Source organism: Kitasatospora sp. NPDC001225 (assembly GCF_053597855.1).
Genome location: NZ_JBSFJC010000027.1, coordinates 42,713 through 58,441, shown reverse-complemented (window position 1 = coordinate 58,441; position 15,729 = coordinate 42,713). Strand labels below are relative to the sequence as shown.

General features: G+C 75.3%; 14 protein-coding genes. 11 read left to right on the top strand and 3 right to left on the bottom strand.

Features of this window, described 5'->3' with window-relative positions; genetic code table 11:
* Positions 1–27: 27 nt before the first annotated feature.
* Complete coding sequence (locus ACWDCZ_RS12250; RefSeq protein WP_074004873.1) at positions 28–804, bottom strand: class I SAM-dependent methyltransferase; 777 nt, start codon at positions 802–804, stop codon at positions 28–30.
* A gap of 186 nt (positions 805–990) precedes the next feature.
* Positions 991–2,091 (bottom strand): alpha-hydroxy acid oxidase, encoded by a 1,101-nt coding sequence (locus ACWDCZ_RS12245; RefSeq protein ID WP_387826426.1) that lies wholly within the window; start codon positions 2,089–2,091, stop codon positions 991–993.
* 180 nt (positions 2,092–2,271) lie between these two features.
* Between ACWDCZ_RS12245 and ACWDCZ_RS12240 the strand changes: the two genes are divergently transcribed.
* From ACWDCZ_RS12240 to ACWDCZ_RS12190, 11 genes are all read left to right on the top strand, one after another.
* Positions 2,272–3,696 (top strand): class I adenylate-forming enzyme family protein, encoded by a 1,425-nt coding sequence (locus tag ACWDCZ_RS12240; RefSeq protein ID WP_449815893.1) that lies wholly within the window; start codon positions 2,272–2,274, stop codon positions 3,694–3,696.
* Positions 3,697–3,789: 93 nt separating this feature from the next.
* Positions 3,790–4,065: an acyl carrier protein gene (locus ACWDCZ_RS12235; protein ID WP_049653814.1), complete on the top strand. Its 276-nt coding sequence runs from the start codon at positions 3,790–3,792 to the stop codon at positions 4,063–4,065.
* Positions 4,062–4,328, top strand: a complete 267-nt coding sequence (locus tag ACWDCZ_RS12230; RefSeq protein WP_074004875.1) for a hypothetical protein — start codon at positions 4,062–4,064, stop codon at positions 4,326–4,328. Before ACWDCZ_RS12235 ends, ACWDCZ_RS12230 begins: the two co-directional genes overlap by 4 nt.
* The gene (locus ACWDCZ_RS12225; protein WP_380737247.1) at positions 4,325–5,482 is read left to right on the top strand and encodes a beta-ketoacyl synthase N-terminal-like domain-containing protein; all 1,158 of its coding nucleotides are present in this window, start codon (positions 4,325–4,327) and stop codon (positions 5,480–5,482) included. The genes ACWDCZ_RS12230 and ACWDCZ_RS12225 overlap by 4 nt, the downstream gene beginning before the upstream one ends.
* Positions 5,479–6,048 (top strand): beta-ketoacyl synthase N-terminal-like domain-containing protein, encoded by a 570-nt coding sequence (locus ACWDCZ_RS12220; protein ID WP_449815892.1) that lies wholly within the window; start codon positions 5,479–5,481, stop codon positions 6,046–6,048. The genes ACWDCZ_RS12225 and ACWDCZ_RS12220 overlap by 4 nt, the downstream gene beginning before the upstream one ends.
* 322 nt (positions 6,049–6,370) lie before the next feature.
* Positions 6,371–7,987 (top strand): class I adenylate-forming enzyme family protein, encoded by a 1,617-nt coding sequence (locus tag ACWDCZ_RS12215; RefSeq protein ID WP_449815891.1) that lies wholly within the window; start codon positions 6,371–6,373, stop codon positions 7,985–7,987.
* Positions 7,984–9,282, top strand: a complete 1,299-nt coding sequence (locus ACWDCZ_RS12210) for a beta-ketoacyl-[acyl-carrier-protein] synthase family protein (RefSeq protein ID WP_449811580.1) — start codon at positions 7,984–7,986, stop codon at positions 9,280–9,282. Before ACWDCZ_RS12215 ends, ACWDCZ_RS12210 begins: the two co-directional genes overlap by 4 nt.
* Positions 9,283–9,405: 123 nt before the next feature.
* Complete coding sequence (gene hppD / locus ACWDCZ_RS12205) at positions 9,406–11,340, top strand: 4-hydroxyphenylpyruvate dioxygenase (protein ID WP_449815890.1); 1,935 nt, start codon at positions 9,406–9,408, stop codon at positions 11,338–11,340.
* On the top strand, positions 11,337–12,425 hold the full coding sequence (locus ACWDCZ_RS12200) for a thiamine pyrophosphate-dependent dehydrogenase E1 component subunit alpha (protein WP_449815889.1): 1,089 nt from the start codon (positions 11,337–11,339) through the stop codon (positions 12,423–12,425). Before hppD ends, ACWDCZ_RS12200 begins: the two co-directional genes overlap by 4 nt.
* Positions 12,422–13,390 carry an alpha-ketoacid dehydrogenase subunit beta gene (locus ACWDCZ_RS12195; RefSeq protein WP_449815888.1) on the top strand — a complete coding sequence of 323 codons (969 nt, stop codon included), beginning with the start codon at positions 12,422–12,424 and terminating at the stop codon, positions 13,388–13,390. Before ACWDCZ_RS12200 ends, ACWDCZ_RS12195 begins: the two co-directional genes overlap by 4 nt.
* A gap of 53 nt (positions 13,391–13,443) precedes the next feature.
* On the top strand, positions 13,444–14,229 hold the full coding sequence (locus ACWDCZ_RS12190; protein ID WP_074004880.1) for a DUF3050 domain-containing protein: 786 nt from the start codon (positions 13,444–13,446) through the stop codon (positions 14,227–14,229).
* Positions 14,230–14,345: 116 nt separating this feature from the next.
* Here ACWDCZ_RS12190 and ACWDCZ_RS12185 read toward each other — a convergent pair whose 3' ends face one another.
* Entirely contained in the window at positions 14,346–15,695 is a 1,350-nt protein-coding gene (locus ACWDCZ_RS12185; RefSeq protein WP_449815887.1) for an acyltransferase, read from the bottom strand.
* Between the last annotated feature and the right edge of the window lie 34 nt (positions 15,696–15,729).

The window sequence follows — 15,729 nt, the reverse complement described above, 5'->3', positions numbered from 1 at the left end:
TTCGGTGCGCGGGGCTCGGCGGCGGGTTCAGCAGTCTGCCTCGACGTACACGGTCTCGTCGGTGCGGAAGGCCGTGTCGAGGTCGGCGACGTCCGGACGGGCGCCCTGCCGGTAGGCGCATGGACGGATGCCGTCGGGGTCGAAGCCGGCCCGGGTGAGGACGTGCCGCAGCTCGTCCAGGTCGTAGATCCACTGGTGCCCGAAGTACCGGAAGATCTGGTTCACCAGGAAGGCGGGGCGCTCGGGCATCGGCGGGCCGAAGCCGAGGGTGGTCAGCCGGCGCCGGTGCTTGCCGAGGAAGCCGTCGCCGGTGGCGTAGCCGACCAGGTAGCGGGCGAGGTCGGGGGTGGTCAGGCGCAGGACGCCGCCGGGGCGCAGCACCCGGCGGGCCTCGCGCAGCCAGCCGACGGCGACCGGCATGGTGACGTGCTCGATCAGGTGCTCGGCGTACACCCAGTCGACGCTGGCGTCGGCGAAGGGCAGCGGTTCGGCGATGTCGAGCTGCGTGAACCAGCGGTCGCCGTCGACCCGGTAGAGAGTGCCGGGCGCGGTGGCGGCGTCGGGGCTGCGCAGGGTGGCGAGGTCGGTGCCGAGGCCCTCCGGGTGGGCGGTCCGGAAGGCGGCGAACTCGATTCCGGTGATGCCGAGTTCGCGCAGGCCCTGGTGGTCGCGCGGCAGCCCGCCGGGGTGCGCTTCGAGCGTGTCGCAGGTGGCGACCTGCTCGCTGAAGGCGTCCAGCCGGGGAGCCAGCCCGTCCGGGTCGTCCCAGTCCCAGCCCGGGAATCGTTCGTTCTGCTCGGTCATGTGTCGGACCTCCATGGGGGAGAACGCGGTTCGGGTACGGCGCGGTTCAACGGCCGTGCGGTTCAACGGCCGCTTGGTTCAACGGCTGCACGGTTCAACGGCTGCGCGGTTCAACAGCCGTGCGGGGCTCGGGCCCGGCCGGCCGCGCGGGGGTACGGGTTCAACGGCCGCACGGGGGGCCAGGGTTCAGCCGGCCGGGCAGGGCCAGGGCGCGAGGACCGTACGGTCCAGGTCGGCGAGCCGGGGGCGGCCCAACAGGGCCATGGTGTGCTCCAGTTCCTCGCGCAGCAGGTCGAGCACCCGGTGCACCCCGGCCTCGCCGTCGGTGGCCAGGCCCCAGAGCGCGGGGCGGCCGACCAGCACGGCGCGGGCGCCGAGGGCGAGGGCGATCGCGAGGTCGGTACCGCTGCGCACGCCGCCGTCGAAGAGCACCGGCAGTTCGGCGGGAACGGCGTCGACCACCTCGGGGAGGGCAGCCAGGGCCGGCATCGCACCGTCGAGTTGGCGGCCGCCGTGGTTGGAGACCAGGACGGCGTCGACGCCGTGCTCGACGGCCAGCCGGGCGTCCTCGGCGGTGAGGATTCCCTTGAGGACCAGCGGCAGCCGGGTGCGTTCGCGCAGCCAGGCCAGGTCGGTCCAGCTCAGTGCGGGGTCGAACTGTTCGCGGGCGTGCTCGGCGATGCCCGAACGTCCGGCGGTGGCGCGGTGGCTGGCGGCCGTCAGGGCCTGGTCCAGGTTGACCGCGCGGACGGCCGACGGGACGGCAAAGCCGTTACGCAGGTCGCGCAGCCGGCGGCCGATCCTGGGGGCGTCCACGGTCAGCACGAGCGCGCCGTAGCCGGCCGCCTCGGCGCGTTCCACCAGGGCGGCGAGGACGGCACGTTCGCGCAGCCAGTACAGCTGGAGCCAGAGCGGGCCGGTGGCGGCCGCGGCGATCTCCTCCAGCGTCCGGCTGGCGAACATGCCGGCGACCAGCAGGGCGCCGGCCCGGCCGGCGGCGCGCGCGGTGGCGGTCTCCCCCTCCGGGTCGACCAGCCGGTGGTAGGCCATCGGGGCGATGCCGAGCGGGAGGCTCAGCGGTGCGCCGAGCAGGGTCAGCGCGGGGTCGCAGGCGGAGACGTCGACCAGGGTGCGCGGGCGCAGCGCATGGCGTCCGAACATCTCCCGATTGGCCGTCAGGGTGCGTTCGGCGCCGCTGCCGCCTTCGATGAAATCCCAGATTTCCGGTGGGAGTTGGGCGTGCGCCGCACGCTCGATCCCGGCCAGCGTGAGAAGTCCCACGGGCATTCCTCGTTCCAGGACGGCCACACACGGGCCGGTCCTGCTTCGGCAGCGTAGGAGCAACGACCACATTGGTATAGACCTTGATTTGACCAAACGTCTGTGCCAAGGTCTGGCCACGGAATTGGCCGTTCGGATTTGTTAACGGCGTTCATGTCAAAATCCCCTCACTTGTGTGGAGCCGCGTTGACCGGCTTTCTCCCCTCCGTACTTCCGCCTGCCCTCCTGCCGCACTCCGACGCCCCGGACTCCTGGGTCGACCGGCTGCTGCTGGCCGGACCCGGCGGCGAGGAGTGCCTGCGCCTCGGCGCACCGCTCGACCGGGACGCCCTGCGCGCCCTGATCGAGGAGCAGTCCGAACGGCTGTCGGCCGCCGGGCTCGGACCCGGCGGGACGGCGGCGCTGCGGCTGCCGCCCTCGGTGGCGTTCGTCGCGGTGTTGCTGGCGTGCTGGCGCCTCGGCGCCCAAGTCGCCCTGCTCGACCACCGGTTGACCGACCACGAGATCGACGCGGCGGTGGCGCGGCTGGCCCCGCAGGTGCTGGTAGGCTCCGCCCATCGGTCGGCGGCGGCCCTGCGCGGCTTCTCCGAAGTCGAGCCGGTGGCCGTCCCACTGGCGGACGGGCGCCCGGCCCGCACCGGACACGCGTTGATCCAGCTCAGCTCCGGATCCACCGGTCCGGCCAAGGTCATCGCCCGCACCGCGACCGATCTGCTGCGCGAACTCGACTGCTACCGAAGGCTGGTGGAGTTCCCCGGCGAGGGCGAACGGGTCGTCCTGCTCTCCTCGGTGGTGCACGTGCTCGGCCTGGTCGGCGGGCTGCTCAACAGCCTGCACGCCCGGGTCGCGCTCACCGTGCCGGAGCGGATGACGGCGGCGGGCATCCTCGCCGAGGTCGCCGCGAGCGACCGGCCGACCACCGTGATCGGGGTGCCGTTCCACGCCGAACTGCTGGCGGGGGCGGTCGCTCCCCCGCCGCTGCCCCGGCTGCGGCGGATGGTCGTGGCGGGCGAACTCGTCCGCCCGGGACTGCCCGCGCTGTTCACCGAGCGGTACGGCGTCCCGCTCGGCACCATGTACGGCATGACCGAGACCGGGGTGATCGCCACCGACCTCTCCGGTACGCTCCACCCTGCCAAGCGGCCCGTGCACGGCATGCGACTGCGCCTGGTGAAGGGCGAGTTGCAGATCGGCACGGAGTCCTCCCCGTACCCCGGACTGGACGATCCGACCCGCTGGTCCGACGGCTGGCTGCACACCCGGGACGCGGCCGAGCTGGCCGCCGACGGCCCGGTCACCGTGCTCGGCCGACTGGACTCCCAGGTCTCGATCGGCGGCCTGAAGGTCGACCTCACCGAGGTCGAGCAGGCGCTCACCGCGCTGCCCGACGTCCGCGAGGCCGTGGTGGTCTTCGACGGCGGCGCGATCGAGGCCTACCTGGCCACCGAACCCGGGACCGACCTCTCCTCCGTCCAGGACGGGCTGGCCCGCCGCCTGGCCGCCTACAAGCGGCCGCGCCGGCTCGCCCGACTGGACCGCCTCCCCCGCACCGCCACCGGAAAGCTGCTGCGCGACCCGGCCGCCCTGCGCGCGACCGCGACCGCCGGCTGACCGCGCCCACCGGCGCGCGGGCCGCACCCGGCCGCGCCCCGACCCCTTCGCGCCCCGACCCCTTCGCACCACCACCCCGACAAGGAGCCCACCATGCAGGACCGCATCCGCGCCTTCGTCCTGGCGGCACTCGCCGAGATGCAGTACGACGTCTCCGAGGTCACCGGGGACACCGACCTCGGCCCGGCCGGGCTGGACCTCGAATCGCTCGCCCTGGCCGACCTGTCGGTGCAGGTCGAGGACGAGTTCGGGATCAAGTTCGACCTGGACGAGATGGAGACCACCGCGCTGATGACGCTGGACGAGTTCACCGGCGACGTCGCCCGCCGGGTCGACGCCCTCGCCGCCACCTCCGGCAGCGCCGCGTGACCGGCTCCCCGCTCCCCGACGCCCTGCCGGACCGGGCCGAGGTCCTGACCATGCTGGCGGCGTTCGGGCAGCGCGCCGTCGACACCGTGCCCGAGGACCTCGGGTCGCTCGAACTCACCTGGCTCGTCGCCGAGTTCGAGCAGCGGTACGGACTCCAGCTGGACCTGGACGACGACCGCTTCGGCGCGGTGCGCACCGTCGACGACGCCACCGGGCTGCTGCGCGAGGCCGTCCTCGCCGACCGCGCGGGCGCCCGGCCGTGATCCCCGGGGGCACGGGCTCCGGCCCGCCCGGCCGGGCGGCCGACCGCCCGGTGGTCACCGGTGTCGGGGTGCTCAGCGCCGCCGGGCGCGGGCTCGCCGTACTCACCGAGGCCGCCACCCACGGCAAGGCCCTGTCCGGCCCGGTCACCCGCTTCGACGTGAGCGCCCGCCGCACCACCCGGGCCGCGCTGTTCCCCGACACCGTGCCCCTGGCCTGCACCTTCCCCCTGGCCAGGGCCGTGCTCGACGCGATCGGCCAGGCCTGCGGGCAGGCCGGGCTGACCGCCGCCGAGGGCGCCGGACTGCCCGTCCTGCTCGCCCTGCACAGCGACGAGCGCACCCGGGCGACCGCCGACGCGGTGGCCGCCGGGGTCCGTTCCGGGTGGGGCGCGCCGGGTGTCACCCGGGTGTACAACGGCGCCTGCGTGGCCGCCTCGACCGCCGTCGCCGACGCGGCGGCCCTGGTCGCCGCCGGGCGGCACGAGCGGGTCCTGGTCGCGGCCGGGCACCTGGTCGGACCGGGCGTCTTCGCGGTCTTCGACGCCGGACGGGCGCTGGCCCGGGACGGCGAGGCCCGCCCGTTCAGCGCCGGCCGCACCGGCACCCTGCTCGCCGACGCGGCCGCCGCCGTCCTGGTCGAGTCCGCCCCGGCCGCCGAACGGCGCGGCGCGCCCGCGCTCGCCCGGCTGGCCGGCTGGGGCCGGGCCGGGGACGCCCACCACGTCTGCCGCCCGGAACCGGAGGGCGACGGGACGGCCCGGGCGATCGGGGCCGCGCTCACCCGCGCGGGCGTCGATCCGGCCGAGGTCGGCTACGTCAACGCCAACGGCACCGGCTCGACCCTCGCCGACCGGGCCGAGGCCCGCGCCCTGCGGCGGGTGTTCGGCCCGCACACCGACCGTCTGCCGGTCAGCTCCAGCAAGTCCGTGCACGGGCACGCCCTGGAGGCCTCCGCACTGCTCGAACTCGCCGTCACCATCGGCGCGTTGGGCACCGGCCTGCTCCCGGTCAACGCCGGCTGGCTCGGCCCCGACCCGGACCTCGCGCTGGACCTCGTCCTGGACGGCCCGCACGCCGCCAGGCCGCCGTACGCCCTCAGCCTCAACTCCGCCTTCGGCGGCGCCAACACCGCCCTCCTGCTGGCCCCGGGATGACCGCCACCGCCATGACCACCGCCGAGAACACCCCTGCCGACCACACCCACGGACTGCGGATCCTCGCCGAGGCCCGCCGCCCCGCACCCGGCCTGGACGGGCCGCCGCCACCGCTGCCCGGCTTCGCCGCCTCCGCCTTCAACCCGCTGGTCGCCGACACCGCGGAGCGCTGCCTGCGCGCCCACCACGGCGAACCGCCCGCCCCCGGACGGACCGCCCTGCTGCTCGCCAGCGCGAGCGGCGACCTCGACACCACGCGGGCCATCGAGCGCAGCGCCGAACCCGGACAGCGGACCGGCCCGCTGCTGTTCTTCCAGTCCAACCCCAACGCCGTCCTCGGGCACGTCTCCGCGCGCTGGGGCCTGACCGGCCCGATCGTGGCGATCTGCCCGGCCGAGGCCGAACCCGGCGTGGTCCCGGCCGAGGCGTTCGAACTCGCCGCACTGCTGCTCCAGGACGGCGACGCCGACCGGGTGCTGGCCGTCGCCGTCGAGCAGACACCCGACGGGGACCGGGCCGCGGCCGTCCTGCTCGCCCCTCCGGCGGCGGGGAACCGGCCGGACTGACCCCTCCGAACCCTCCGACCGGACCGAACCGCCGCCCGAACCGCCGCCCGGACTGAACCCCGCGACCGCCCCCCGCCGTAGGAACCATCGAGGCCCGGCGCCTGACGCAGCCGCACCCGGCACACCAGCGCCCCCGCCCGTCCCCGCCTCGCTCCCGGCACCCGCCGCCCGAGCGACCGACCGCACGCAGCCCGCCACTCGCCGCACGCCACCCACCGCCCGAGCAGCCGACCGCACCCGCCGCCCCCGCGCGGCCGACCGACCCTGCCACCCGATCAGCCGCCCGGGCCGTCCACCGGCCCCGAGGGAGGGATCCACCCCCGTGACCATCCGCAGCCTCCGCACCCAGCTCGCGGACGACCCCGACGTGGGCGCCGGCAACGTCCTCACCGCCCGGATCGCGCTCGGGCTCGACCTGGACGTACCGCTGCTCAGCTTCGACACCCCGGTGGACGACCACCCCGCCTGGCAGCCGTTCACCCTGCGCGAGCTGGACCGCGCCGTCCGGGCCCGCGCCGCCGCGCTGCACGGCCTGGGCATCACCCGGCGCGACCCGGTGGTGGTGTACGCGAGCGACGCCGCCGACCACGTGCTCGCCTTCCTCGCCCTGGCCCGGCTCGGCGCCGTCCCCGCGCTGCTCAACCCCAACCTGGACGGCGAACGGGCCGCCCGCTACATCGCCCGCCTCGGCGCGGCCGGCGTCCTCGCCGACCCCGCCCACCTGGCCGCACTGGCCGGCCACGACCCGGGCGCGCCGCTGCTGCCCGAGATCGCCACCCTCGGCGCCGGCGACCCGGACGCCGCCCCGGAGCCGTACCGGCACTGGTCCGGCGACCCGGTGGCGATCACCCACTCCTCCGGCACCACCGGCATGCCCAAGGCCGTCGTCCACTCCCACGCGAGCCTGTACGCCGCGATCCGCCACCGGCTGCGGCTGCCCCGCCCGCAGGGCCAGGACCGGATGCTCAGCGCGCTGCCCGCCCCGCACGCCGCCACCCTGATCGCGCTCAACCTCGCGCTCAGCTCGCACACCGAACTCGCCGTGCTCTCCCGGCAGTCCGGCGACGGCGTGCTGGAGGCCGTCGAGCGGTGGCGGCCCACCGGGGTGATCGGCTTCGCCGCCACCTGGGCCGACCTCGCCCGGCACGACCTCGCCGCCCGCGACCTGACCTCCGTGGCGCTCTGGTGGAACACCGGCGACTGCGCCCACGAGGTGCACATCCGCCGCCTGATCGCCACCGGCAGCCGGGAGACCGTCACCCGGGCCGGCCGCACCCGGCTGCCCGGCTCGCTGTTCGTGGACGGCCTCGGCTCCACCGAGATGGGGCACTCGCACTTCTTCATCACCCACGGCCCCGGCACCGAGCGCTACGGCCGCTGCGTCGGCCGCCCGCACGCCTTCGTCGACTGCGAGGTGGTCGGCCCGGACGGCGAGCCGCTCGGGCCCGGCGAGGTCGGTGAACTCGCCACCGCCTCACCGACCCTGGCGCTCGGCTACTGGAACGACTCGGCCACCACCTTCCGCACCCGGCTGCGCGGCCGCTTCCTCACCGGGGACCTGATGTACCGGGACGAGGAGGGCTACTACTACCACCTGGACCGGGCCGTCGACTCGGTCGAACTCGGCGACGGCAGGCGGCTGTTCACCGCGATGTCGGAGGAGCGGGTGCTGGCCGCCTGCCCGGACGTGCTGGACTGCACGGTGGTCGCGGTCCGGGACGGCGAGCGCGTCGTCACCGACGTGCTGCTGCTCCTCGCCGCGGACGCCGACCCGGCCGCGGACCGCACCGGGGCGGTCGTCGCCGCCCTGGACGAGGCCGCCGCCGCGACCGTCCGCAAGGTGCTGGTGGTCTCCCCCGACGACATCCCGCTCGGCCCGACCGGCAAGGTCCGCAAGGTCCTGCTGCGGGAAACCCACCTCGCGGCGGTGGGCGCATGAGCGAGCGGAGTGTGCGAGCAGGCGAGCGGGGCGGGCGCACGACCCCGCGCCCCGGCGCCGTCGTCACCGGCATCGGCCTGGTCTCCCCGCTCGGCCGCAAGCCCGCCGAGGTGTTCGAGGCGCTCACCGCCGGCCGCTCCGGCCTGCGCGCCGTCCCCGAGGGCCACGCCGCACACGGCTGGCTGCCCGCCGCCGGGCTCGCCCCCGCCGTGGACGGCCGGGAGGTGCTGCCGCCGACCGAGACCCGCTGCGTGGACCGCTTCGTGCTGCTCGCCCTGGCCGCCGCCGACGACGCGCTCGCCGACGCCGGACTGGCCGTCGGCCGGGACGCCGACCCGCACCGCACCGCCGTGGTGCTGGCCACCGGCGGCGGCGGACTGGAGACCTTCGAGCAGCAGTCGCACCGCCGGCTGGAGCGCGGCCGCCCCGGCGTCAGCCCGTACCTGCTGCCCGGCATGCTCTCCAACATGGCCGCCGCCCGGATCGCCATCAAGCACGGCATCCGGGGCTACAGCTCCGCCGTGGTGACGGCCTGCGCGGCCGGCGCCCAGGCGATCGCCGAGGGGCTGCGGCTGATCCGGGCCGGGGACGCCGACGTGGTGGTGTGCGGCGGCACCGAGTCCTCGCTGCACCCGACCATCGCCGCCGCCTTCACCAACGCCCGCGCTCTGGCGCAGGGTTGGGACGACCCCGAGCAGGCCAGCCGGCCCTTCGACGCCCGCCGCAACGGCTTCGTGCTCGGCGAGGGCAGCGCCGTCCTGGTCCTGGAGCGGGCCGAGCACGCCGAGGCGCGCGGCGCCGCCGGCTACGCGGACGTCCTCGGCTGGGGCGCCTCCACCGACGCCCACCACCCGACCATGCCCCGCCCGGACGGCACCGGCGCCGCCGACGCGATGCGCGCCGCGCTCGCCAACGCGGGCCTGGCCCCGGGTGACATCGACTACGTGAACGCCCACGGCACCGGCACCAAACTCGGCGACGTGGCCGAGACCGCCGCGCTGCGCGCCGTCTTCGGCGCCGAGCCGCCCGCGGTCAGCTCCACCAAGGGCGCCACCGGCCATCTGCTGGGCGCCGCGGGCGCGTTGGAGGCGGCGGTGACCGCCCTGGCGGTGGCCCGGGGGACGCTGCCGCCCACCCTCAACCTGACCGACCCCGACCCGGCCTGCGACCTGGACCACGTCCGGGGCGCCGCCCGGACCGTCCCGGTGCGCGCCGCGCTGAGCAACGCCTTCGCCTTCGGCGGCCACAACCTCAGCCTGATCCTCGGCCCGGCCTCCACCCGGACCGCCCGCTAGCGGTACCGCCGACAGCCGCCGTCCGACTGCCGCCGCCCGACCGCGGTCGCCCGCCGCGCACCGCCGCGCGGCGCCGGCGCGCCCCGATCATCGATCCACCATCCCTCCCGGGGGGAGATCCCGTTGTCCATCCAGACCATCACCCACGTCGAGTTCCACTGCGCGGACGCCGACAAGACCGCGGCCGGACTCAGCGCCGACCTCGGCTTCACCGCCGACGCCCCGGCCACCGCCCCGGACGGCTCCCGCACCATCGGGCTGTGCCAGGGCACCATCCGGCTGCGGCTGACCTCCGCCGCCGACCCGGAGCACCCGGTGGCCGAGTACGTCACCCGGCACGGGGACGGCGTCGCCGTCCTCGCCCTCGGCTGCGCCGACCCGGCGGCCGCACTGGAGCGGGCCGAGCGGCACGGCGCCCGGGTGCTCGACCGGGCCGGCGCCCTGATCGAGGGCTTCGGCGACACCGCGCTGCGCCTGGTCCCGCTGCCGGACGCCGAGGCCACCCCGGAGCCCCGCCTGCTGGACGGCCTCGACCACGTCGCGATCTGCCTGCCGGCCGGCACGCTCGCGGAGGCCGTACGGTTCTGCGAGGACGCGCTGGACTTCCGCACGATCTTCGAGGAGTACATCGAGGTCGGCGAGCAGGCGATGGACTCCAAGGTGGTGCAGAGCGCCTCCGGCGGCGTCACCTTCACCCTGATCGAGCCCGACACCACCCGCCGCCCCGGCCAGATCGACGAGTTCCTCGCCGCCCACGGCGGGGCCGGCGTCCAGCACCTCGCCTTCAGCACCCGCGACATCGCCGGCGCCGTCCGGACCGCCCGGGAGCGCGGCGTGGAGTTCCTGACCACGCCGGACGCCTACTTCGACGCCCTGGCCGACCGCTTCGGCGAGACGGCCATCCCGGTGGCGACCCTGCGCGACCTGCACGTCCTGGTCGACCAGGACCACGGCGGCCAGCTGTTCCAGATCTTCGCCCGCTCGACCCACCCCCGGCGCACCTATTTCCTCGAACTGATCGAACGGCAGGGAGCGGGCACCTTCGGCACCGCGAACATCAAGGCCCTCTACGAGGCCGTCGAACGGCACGGCCCCGCCGCCGAGGACCGGCCCGCCCCCGCACAGCCGAAGCAGGCCCGGCCGACGGCCGCCGCCCCCGGGTTCCGACTCACCGAGGCCGAGCGCGCCCTGCTGCCCACCCCCGACGAGGTGGCGCACTACCGCGAGCACGGCTGGTACCTCTCCCGCAGGCTCTTCAGCGACGAGGAGCTGGACACCCTCCAGGCCGCCACCGAGGCGTACTACGCCGGCCACCGGGACCGCGAACTGCCCGTCCGGCCGCCCCGGTTGGCCTCCTGGCGGCCCGAGGACGGGCCGGTCCAGCGGCACAACGACTACGTGCACTACGAGAGCGACGCGATCGGCGCGATCCTGCGCAAGCCGCTGGTCGGCGCGGTGGCCGCGCTGCTCGCCGGCACCGAGGAGATCCGGGTCTTCCAGTCGACGCTCATCTACAAGCCCCCGGTGCCCGAGGAGCCCAGCAACCGGGTGCCGTGGCACTTCGACAAGCACTACTGGCAGACCTGCAGCTCCGAGGAGATGCTCACCGCCTTCATCCCGTTCCACGACTGCCGCGAGGAGAACGGCACCATCACCATGGTCGACGGCAGCCACCGCTGGCAGGAGCTGCCCTCCGGCGAGGACTCCACCCGGCACTTCGCCGACCGCGACGGCTCCGAGCTGGAGTCCATCCTGGCCGCCAACGCCGCCCACAACGGGCAGCGGGTGCGCAAGGTCCCGATGCTGATCCCGCGCGGCCACCTGTCCTTCCACCACTGCCGCACCTACCACGGCAGCGGCCCCAACCTCGCCTCCTTCCCGCGCCGGGCGGTCTCGCTGCACCTCCAGGACGGCGCCAACGAGTACCGCCGGCACGACCGGCCGGACGGCGAGCCGGTGGTGTACAACCACGACGTACTGGTGGGCCGTACGGACGACGGCCGGCCGGACTACGCCGACCCGCGGTTCTGCCCGACGGTCTGGCGGGGACAGCCGTGACCGCGCCCGCGCACCCGGCCGGCGAGGGCGCCGTACTGCCCGACAGCCCCGCTCCGCTGGACACCCCCGCCGAGCGCTACCGGATGCTGCGACTGATCCGCGGCTTCGAGGAGCTGGCGCTCGGCCTGGTGAAGTCCGGCGCGATCCCCGGCGGCATCCACCCGTACATCGGGCAGGAGGCCGTCGCGGTCGGCGTCTGCTCGGCGCTCGGCCCGGGCGACCGGCTTGCCAGCACCCACCGCGGCCACGGCCACGTGCTCGCCCGGGGCACCGCGCCGCACCGGCTGCTCGCCGAGCTCCTGGGGCGGGTCGGCGGATCGAACGGCGGCCGGGGCGGCTCCATGCACGCCGCCGACTTCTCGCTGGGCATCCTCGGCGCCAACGGCATGGTCGGCGCCGGTGCCCCGATCGCGGTCGGCGCGGCCTGGGCGGCTGTCAACCCCGGACGGACGACCGCCGAAGGGCCGGGAACCGAAGGCCCGGGGACCGACGGCCCGGAGGCCGGCCGGACCCCGGTCGCGGTGGCCTTCTTCGGCGACGGCGCGCTCAACCAGGGCGTCCTGCTGGAGTCGCTCAACCTCGCCGCGATGTGGCGCCTGCCGGTGCTGTTCGTCTGCGAGGACAACGGCTACGCCACCACCCTGCCCGCCGCCACCGCCGTCGCGGGCAGCGCCACCGGCCGGGCCGCCGCCTTCGGCATCCCCGCCGAGGAGGTGGACGGCATGGACACCGAGGCCGTCCGCACCGCCGCGCTGCGCGCCGTCGAGCGGGCCCGCCGCGGCCGCGGCCCGGGCTTCCTGGCCTGCCGCACCTACCGCTACGAGGGCCACCACACCATGGAGCGCCGGATGAAGCTGCGCTACCGCTCCCCCGAGGAGGTCGACGCCTGGCGCGAGCGCGACCCGCTCCCCCGGGCCGCCGCCCTGCTCGACCCGGCGACGGTCGCCGAGCTGGACCGCTCGGTGGCCGAACAGCTCGCCGCCGCCGAGGAGTTCGCGCTCGCCTCGGAGCACCCGGACCCGGCGGGCGCACTGGACCACCTGTACGCCGACGGGCTGCGGCCCCGGGCGGGGGCGACGCCGTGACCAGGCTCTCGTACACCAAGGCGCTCAACCGGGCTCTGGCCGACGAACTCGCCGCCGATCCGGCGGTCTGCGTCTTCGGCGAGGACATCGGCGCCGGTCTGGCCGGGCCGACCCTCGGCCTGCTGGACCGCTTCGGGCCGGGCCGGATCGTCGACACCCCGCTGTCCGAGCAGGCCTTCACCTCGATGGCCGTCGGCGCCGCGCTGGCCGGCCGGCGCCCGGTGCTGGAGTTCCAGATCCCGTCGCTGCTGTTCCTGGTCTTCGAGCAACTCGTCAACCAGGCCCACAAGTTCTCGCTGATGACCGGCGGCCAGGCCACCGTCCCGCTGACCTGCCTGGTGCCCGGCTCGGGCTCCCGGGACGGCTGGGCCGGGCAGCACTCCGACCACCCGTACAGCCTGTTCGCGCACGCCGGGGTGAAGACCGTGGTGCCCGCCACCCCGACCGACGCCTACGGGCTGCTGCGCTCGGCGATCCGCGACCCGGACCCGGTCGTGGTGTTCGCGCCCGCCGCCGCGATGCCGGTGCGCGAGACCGTCAGCTGGGACCTCGTCCCCGTCCCGCTCGGCCGGGCCCGGATCCACCGGCCGGGCTGCGACGTCACCGTGGTCGCCCTCGGGCACCTGGTGCACGACGCCCTCGCGGTGGCCGAGGAACTGGCGCCGGAGGTCTCGGTGGAGGTCCTCGACCCGCGCACGGTGTACCCCTTCGACTGGCAGGCGCTCGCCGACTCGCTGGAGCGCACCGGCCGCCTGGTCGTCCTGGACGACTCCAACCGCAGCTGCGGCTTCGGCGCCGAGGTGCTGGCCACCGCCGCCGAGGAGATGCGCCTGGTCGCCCCGCCCCGACGGATCACCCGCCCGGACGGCGCCGTGCTGCCCTTCGCCCCCGCCCTCGACCGCGCCGTCCAGCCCGGCCGCGAGCAGCTGCGGCACGCGCTGGACCTCGTGCTGAAGCACCGCTGACCGACCGCACCCCGAACACTTCGATCGCCCAACAGCCCGACCAAGGAGCCCCGTTGTCCACGAACCGCTACCACTGGGACCGCTCGCACCCCGGCCTGACCAGCCTCCAGCAGGCCATCGACCCGCTGCGCCGCGAGGTGGTCGAGCACTCGGTGTACCGCTCGCTCACCGGCATCGAGCGGGTCCGCACCTTCCTCGGCAGCCACGTCTTCGCCGTCTGGGACTTCATGTCGCTGCTCAAGAGCCTCCAGCGCGACCTCACCTGCGTGGACGTGCCGTGGGTCCCGAACGGCCCGACCGCCAGCCGCCGGCTGATCAACGAGATCGTGCTGGTCGAGGAGAGCGACGAGCTCGGCGAGGGCTACACCAGCCACTTCGAGCTGTACGTCGAGGGCATGCGGCAGGCCGGTGCCGACCCGCGCCCGATCGAGGAGTTCCTGGCCCTGCTGGGCTCCGGCACCGCCGTGCCGGACGCCCTGAAGAACGCCGGAGTGCCGCAGCCCGCCCTGGACTTCACCTCCACCACCTGGTCGATCGTGGAGAACGCGCCGGTGCACTGCCGGGCCGCCGCCTTCGCCTTCGGCCGGGAGGACCTGATCCCGGACATGTTCACCCAGGTCATCCGGATCGACGACCCCGAGGGCGCGCTCACCGTCTTCAAGGACTACCTGGCGCGTCACATCGAGGTCGACGGCGAGCAGCACACCCCGATGGCGATGCAGATGCTGATCGACCTGTGCGGCGACGACCAGGACAAGTGGGACTCCTGCGCCGAGACGGTCCGCACCGCGCTGCGCGCCCGGCTCCAGCTGTGGACCGCGATCGAGCGGTCCTTCTGAGGCCTGCCGGAGGACGTCCGTCGTCACGGTGGAAGGGCGCCCACGGGGAACCGGCCTCCCCGTGGGCGCCCTTCCACCGCCGGGGCCTGCCTTCGCACTCGCGCCTGCGGGGCGGCTCAGAGCACCTTGGGCAGCACCCCGGCCGAGGCGGGCGGCCGGTCCCCGGCCCTGCGGAACCGGTGCAGCGCCGCCCGGCCCTCCGCCCCGCGCACCCGGGCGGCGAGCCGGGCCGGCAGCACCACGGTGGCCAGCCGGCCCTCGCCCCGGAACCCCTCGACCGTCCAACAGACCCAGGGAATCGGATAGTTGGCCGCCGGACTGAACAGCACGGGCCGCTTCCCCTGGAAGCTCACCGCATAGGCGCCGAAGCCGCTCCAGTTGGAGAAGCTGAACCGGCGCGCCGCCGGGTCGAAGCCCAGCGGCACGCAGTCGCGCAGCCGCGAGCGGCCGAGGGTGGCCAGGAACCACAGGTTGGCGCGGAGGTTGAGGTGTGCGGTCGGGAACTCCTCGACCGCCGTGCGCAGTGCGCCCGCGAGCACCGCCGGTCCTTCCTCGGGCCGGTGCGGCAGATGGACCTCGCTGAGGAGGTTGCCGAGCAGCGCGGGCGACAGGCCCAGCCAGCGGCGCGCGTTGACCGGCACGGTCAGCATCCGCTCGGCGTCGTCCCCGTCCAACTCCCGCAGGGTGCTGAGGAGGTGGGCGCAGAGCACGTCCCCGGAGGAGAGCCGGCGCCCGGCCGCCAGTCCGAACTCCTCGCGCATCCTGGCCAGTTCGGCGTCGGTGAAGGCGATCTGGACGATCCGATTGGCGCGTGGCCCGACCGCCACCTCGCGGGCCAGCAGCTCCGCCTCCGCCGCCGAGGGCAGCCGGAAGCCGGGCCGGCCGCAGTCCTCGTCCGGGAGTACCTCGGCCAGCAACTCGTCCTGGTCGTCGACGAGTTCGGCCTTCGGCAGCGGTTCGCCCTCGACCGCCGCGGACCAGGTCCGCAGCAGCAGCATGAAGCTGTGCAGGTCGCCGATCGCATGGTGCCAGGAGCAGCCGAGCACCGTACCGCCGTCGGCCGTGCGGGTGAGGCGCACGGTGAGCAGCGGGACGCCGCCGTCGCGGGCGGCGGGGGCGTCCAGCGGGGCGACCAGTTCGGCGCCGGCCGCCGTCGCCCGGCCCATCGCCTCGGCGAGCGTGCCCTCGACGGTGTAGACCTCGAACGGCACACCGGTGTCGTCGCAGACCGCCTCCAGGACGCCCTCGACGGTGCGCAGCCTTCCGGCGAAGACCGGCACCCGCTCCAGCGCCCGGGCCAGGCCGGCGGCGAGCCGGTCGTCGTCCAGCGGGTACTCGAAGCAGAGCACGACCGAGACGGCGAGGTCGGCGAGCATGGTGTCCATCAGCCCGCAGCGCAGCACCCGGCCGGTGGCGTGCCCGGCCCGGACGGTCCGGGATCTTCGCAACTGCGGCCAGATGCTCATGGGTTCCGTTCCGAAGCACTCGACGACTCCCGGT

Coding starts and splice junctions, on each gene's coding strand:
- ACWDCZ_RS12250 (WP_074004873.1), bottom strand. CDS start 804: ATGACCGAGCAGAACGAACGATTCCCGGGCTGGGACTGGGACGACCCG.
- ACWDCZ_RS12245 (WP_387826426.1), bottom strand. CDS start 2,091: ATGCCCGTGGGACTTCTCACGCTGGCCGGGATCGAGCGTGCGGCGCAC.
- ACWDCZ_RS12235 (WP_049653814.1), top strand. CDS start 3,790: ATGCAGGACCGCATCCGCGCCTTCGTCCTGGCGGCACTCGCCGAGATG.
- ACWDCZ_RS12220 (WP_449815892.1), top strand. CDS start 5,479: ATGACCGCCACCGCCATGACCACCGCCGAGAACACCCCTGCCGACCAC.
- ACWDCZ_RS12210 (WP_449811580.1), top strand. CDS start 7,984: ATGAGCGAGCGGAGTGTGCGAGCAGGCGAGCGGGGCGGGCGCACGACC.
- ACWDCZ_RS12185 (WP_449815887.1), bottom strand. CDS start 15,695: ATGAGCATCTGGCCGCAGTTGCGAAGATCCCGGACCGTCCGGGCCGGG.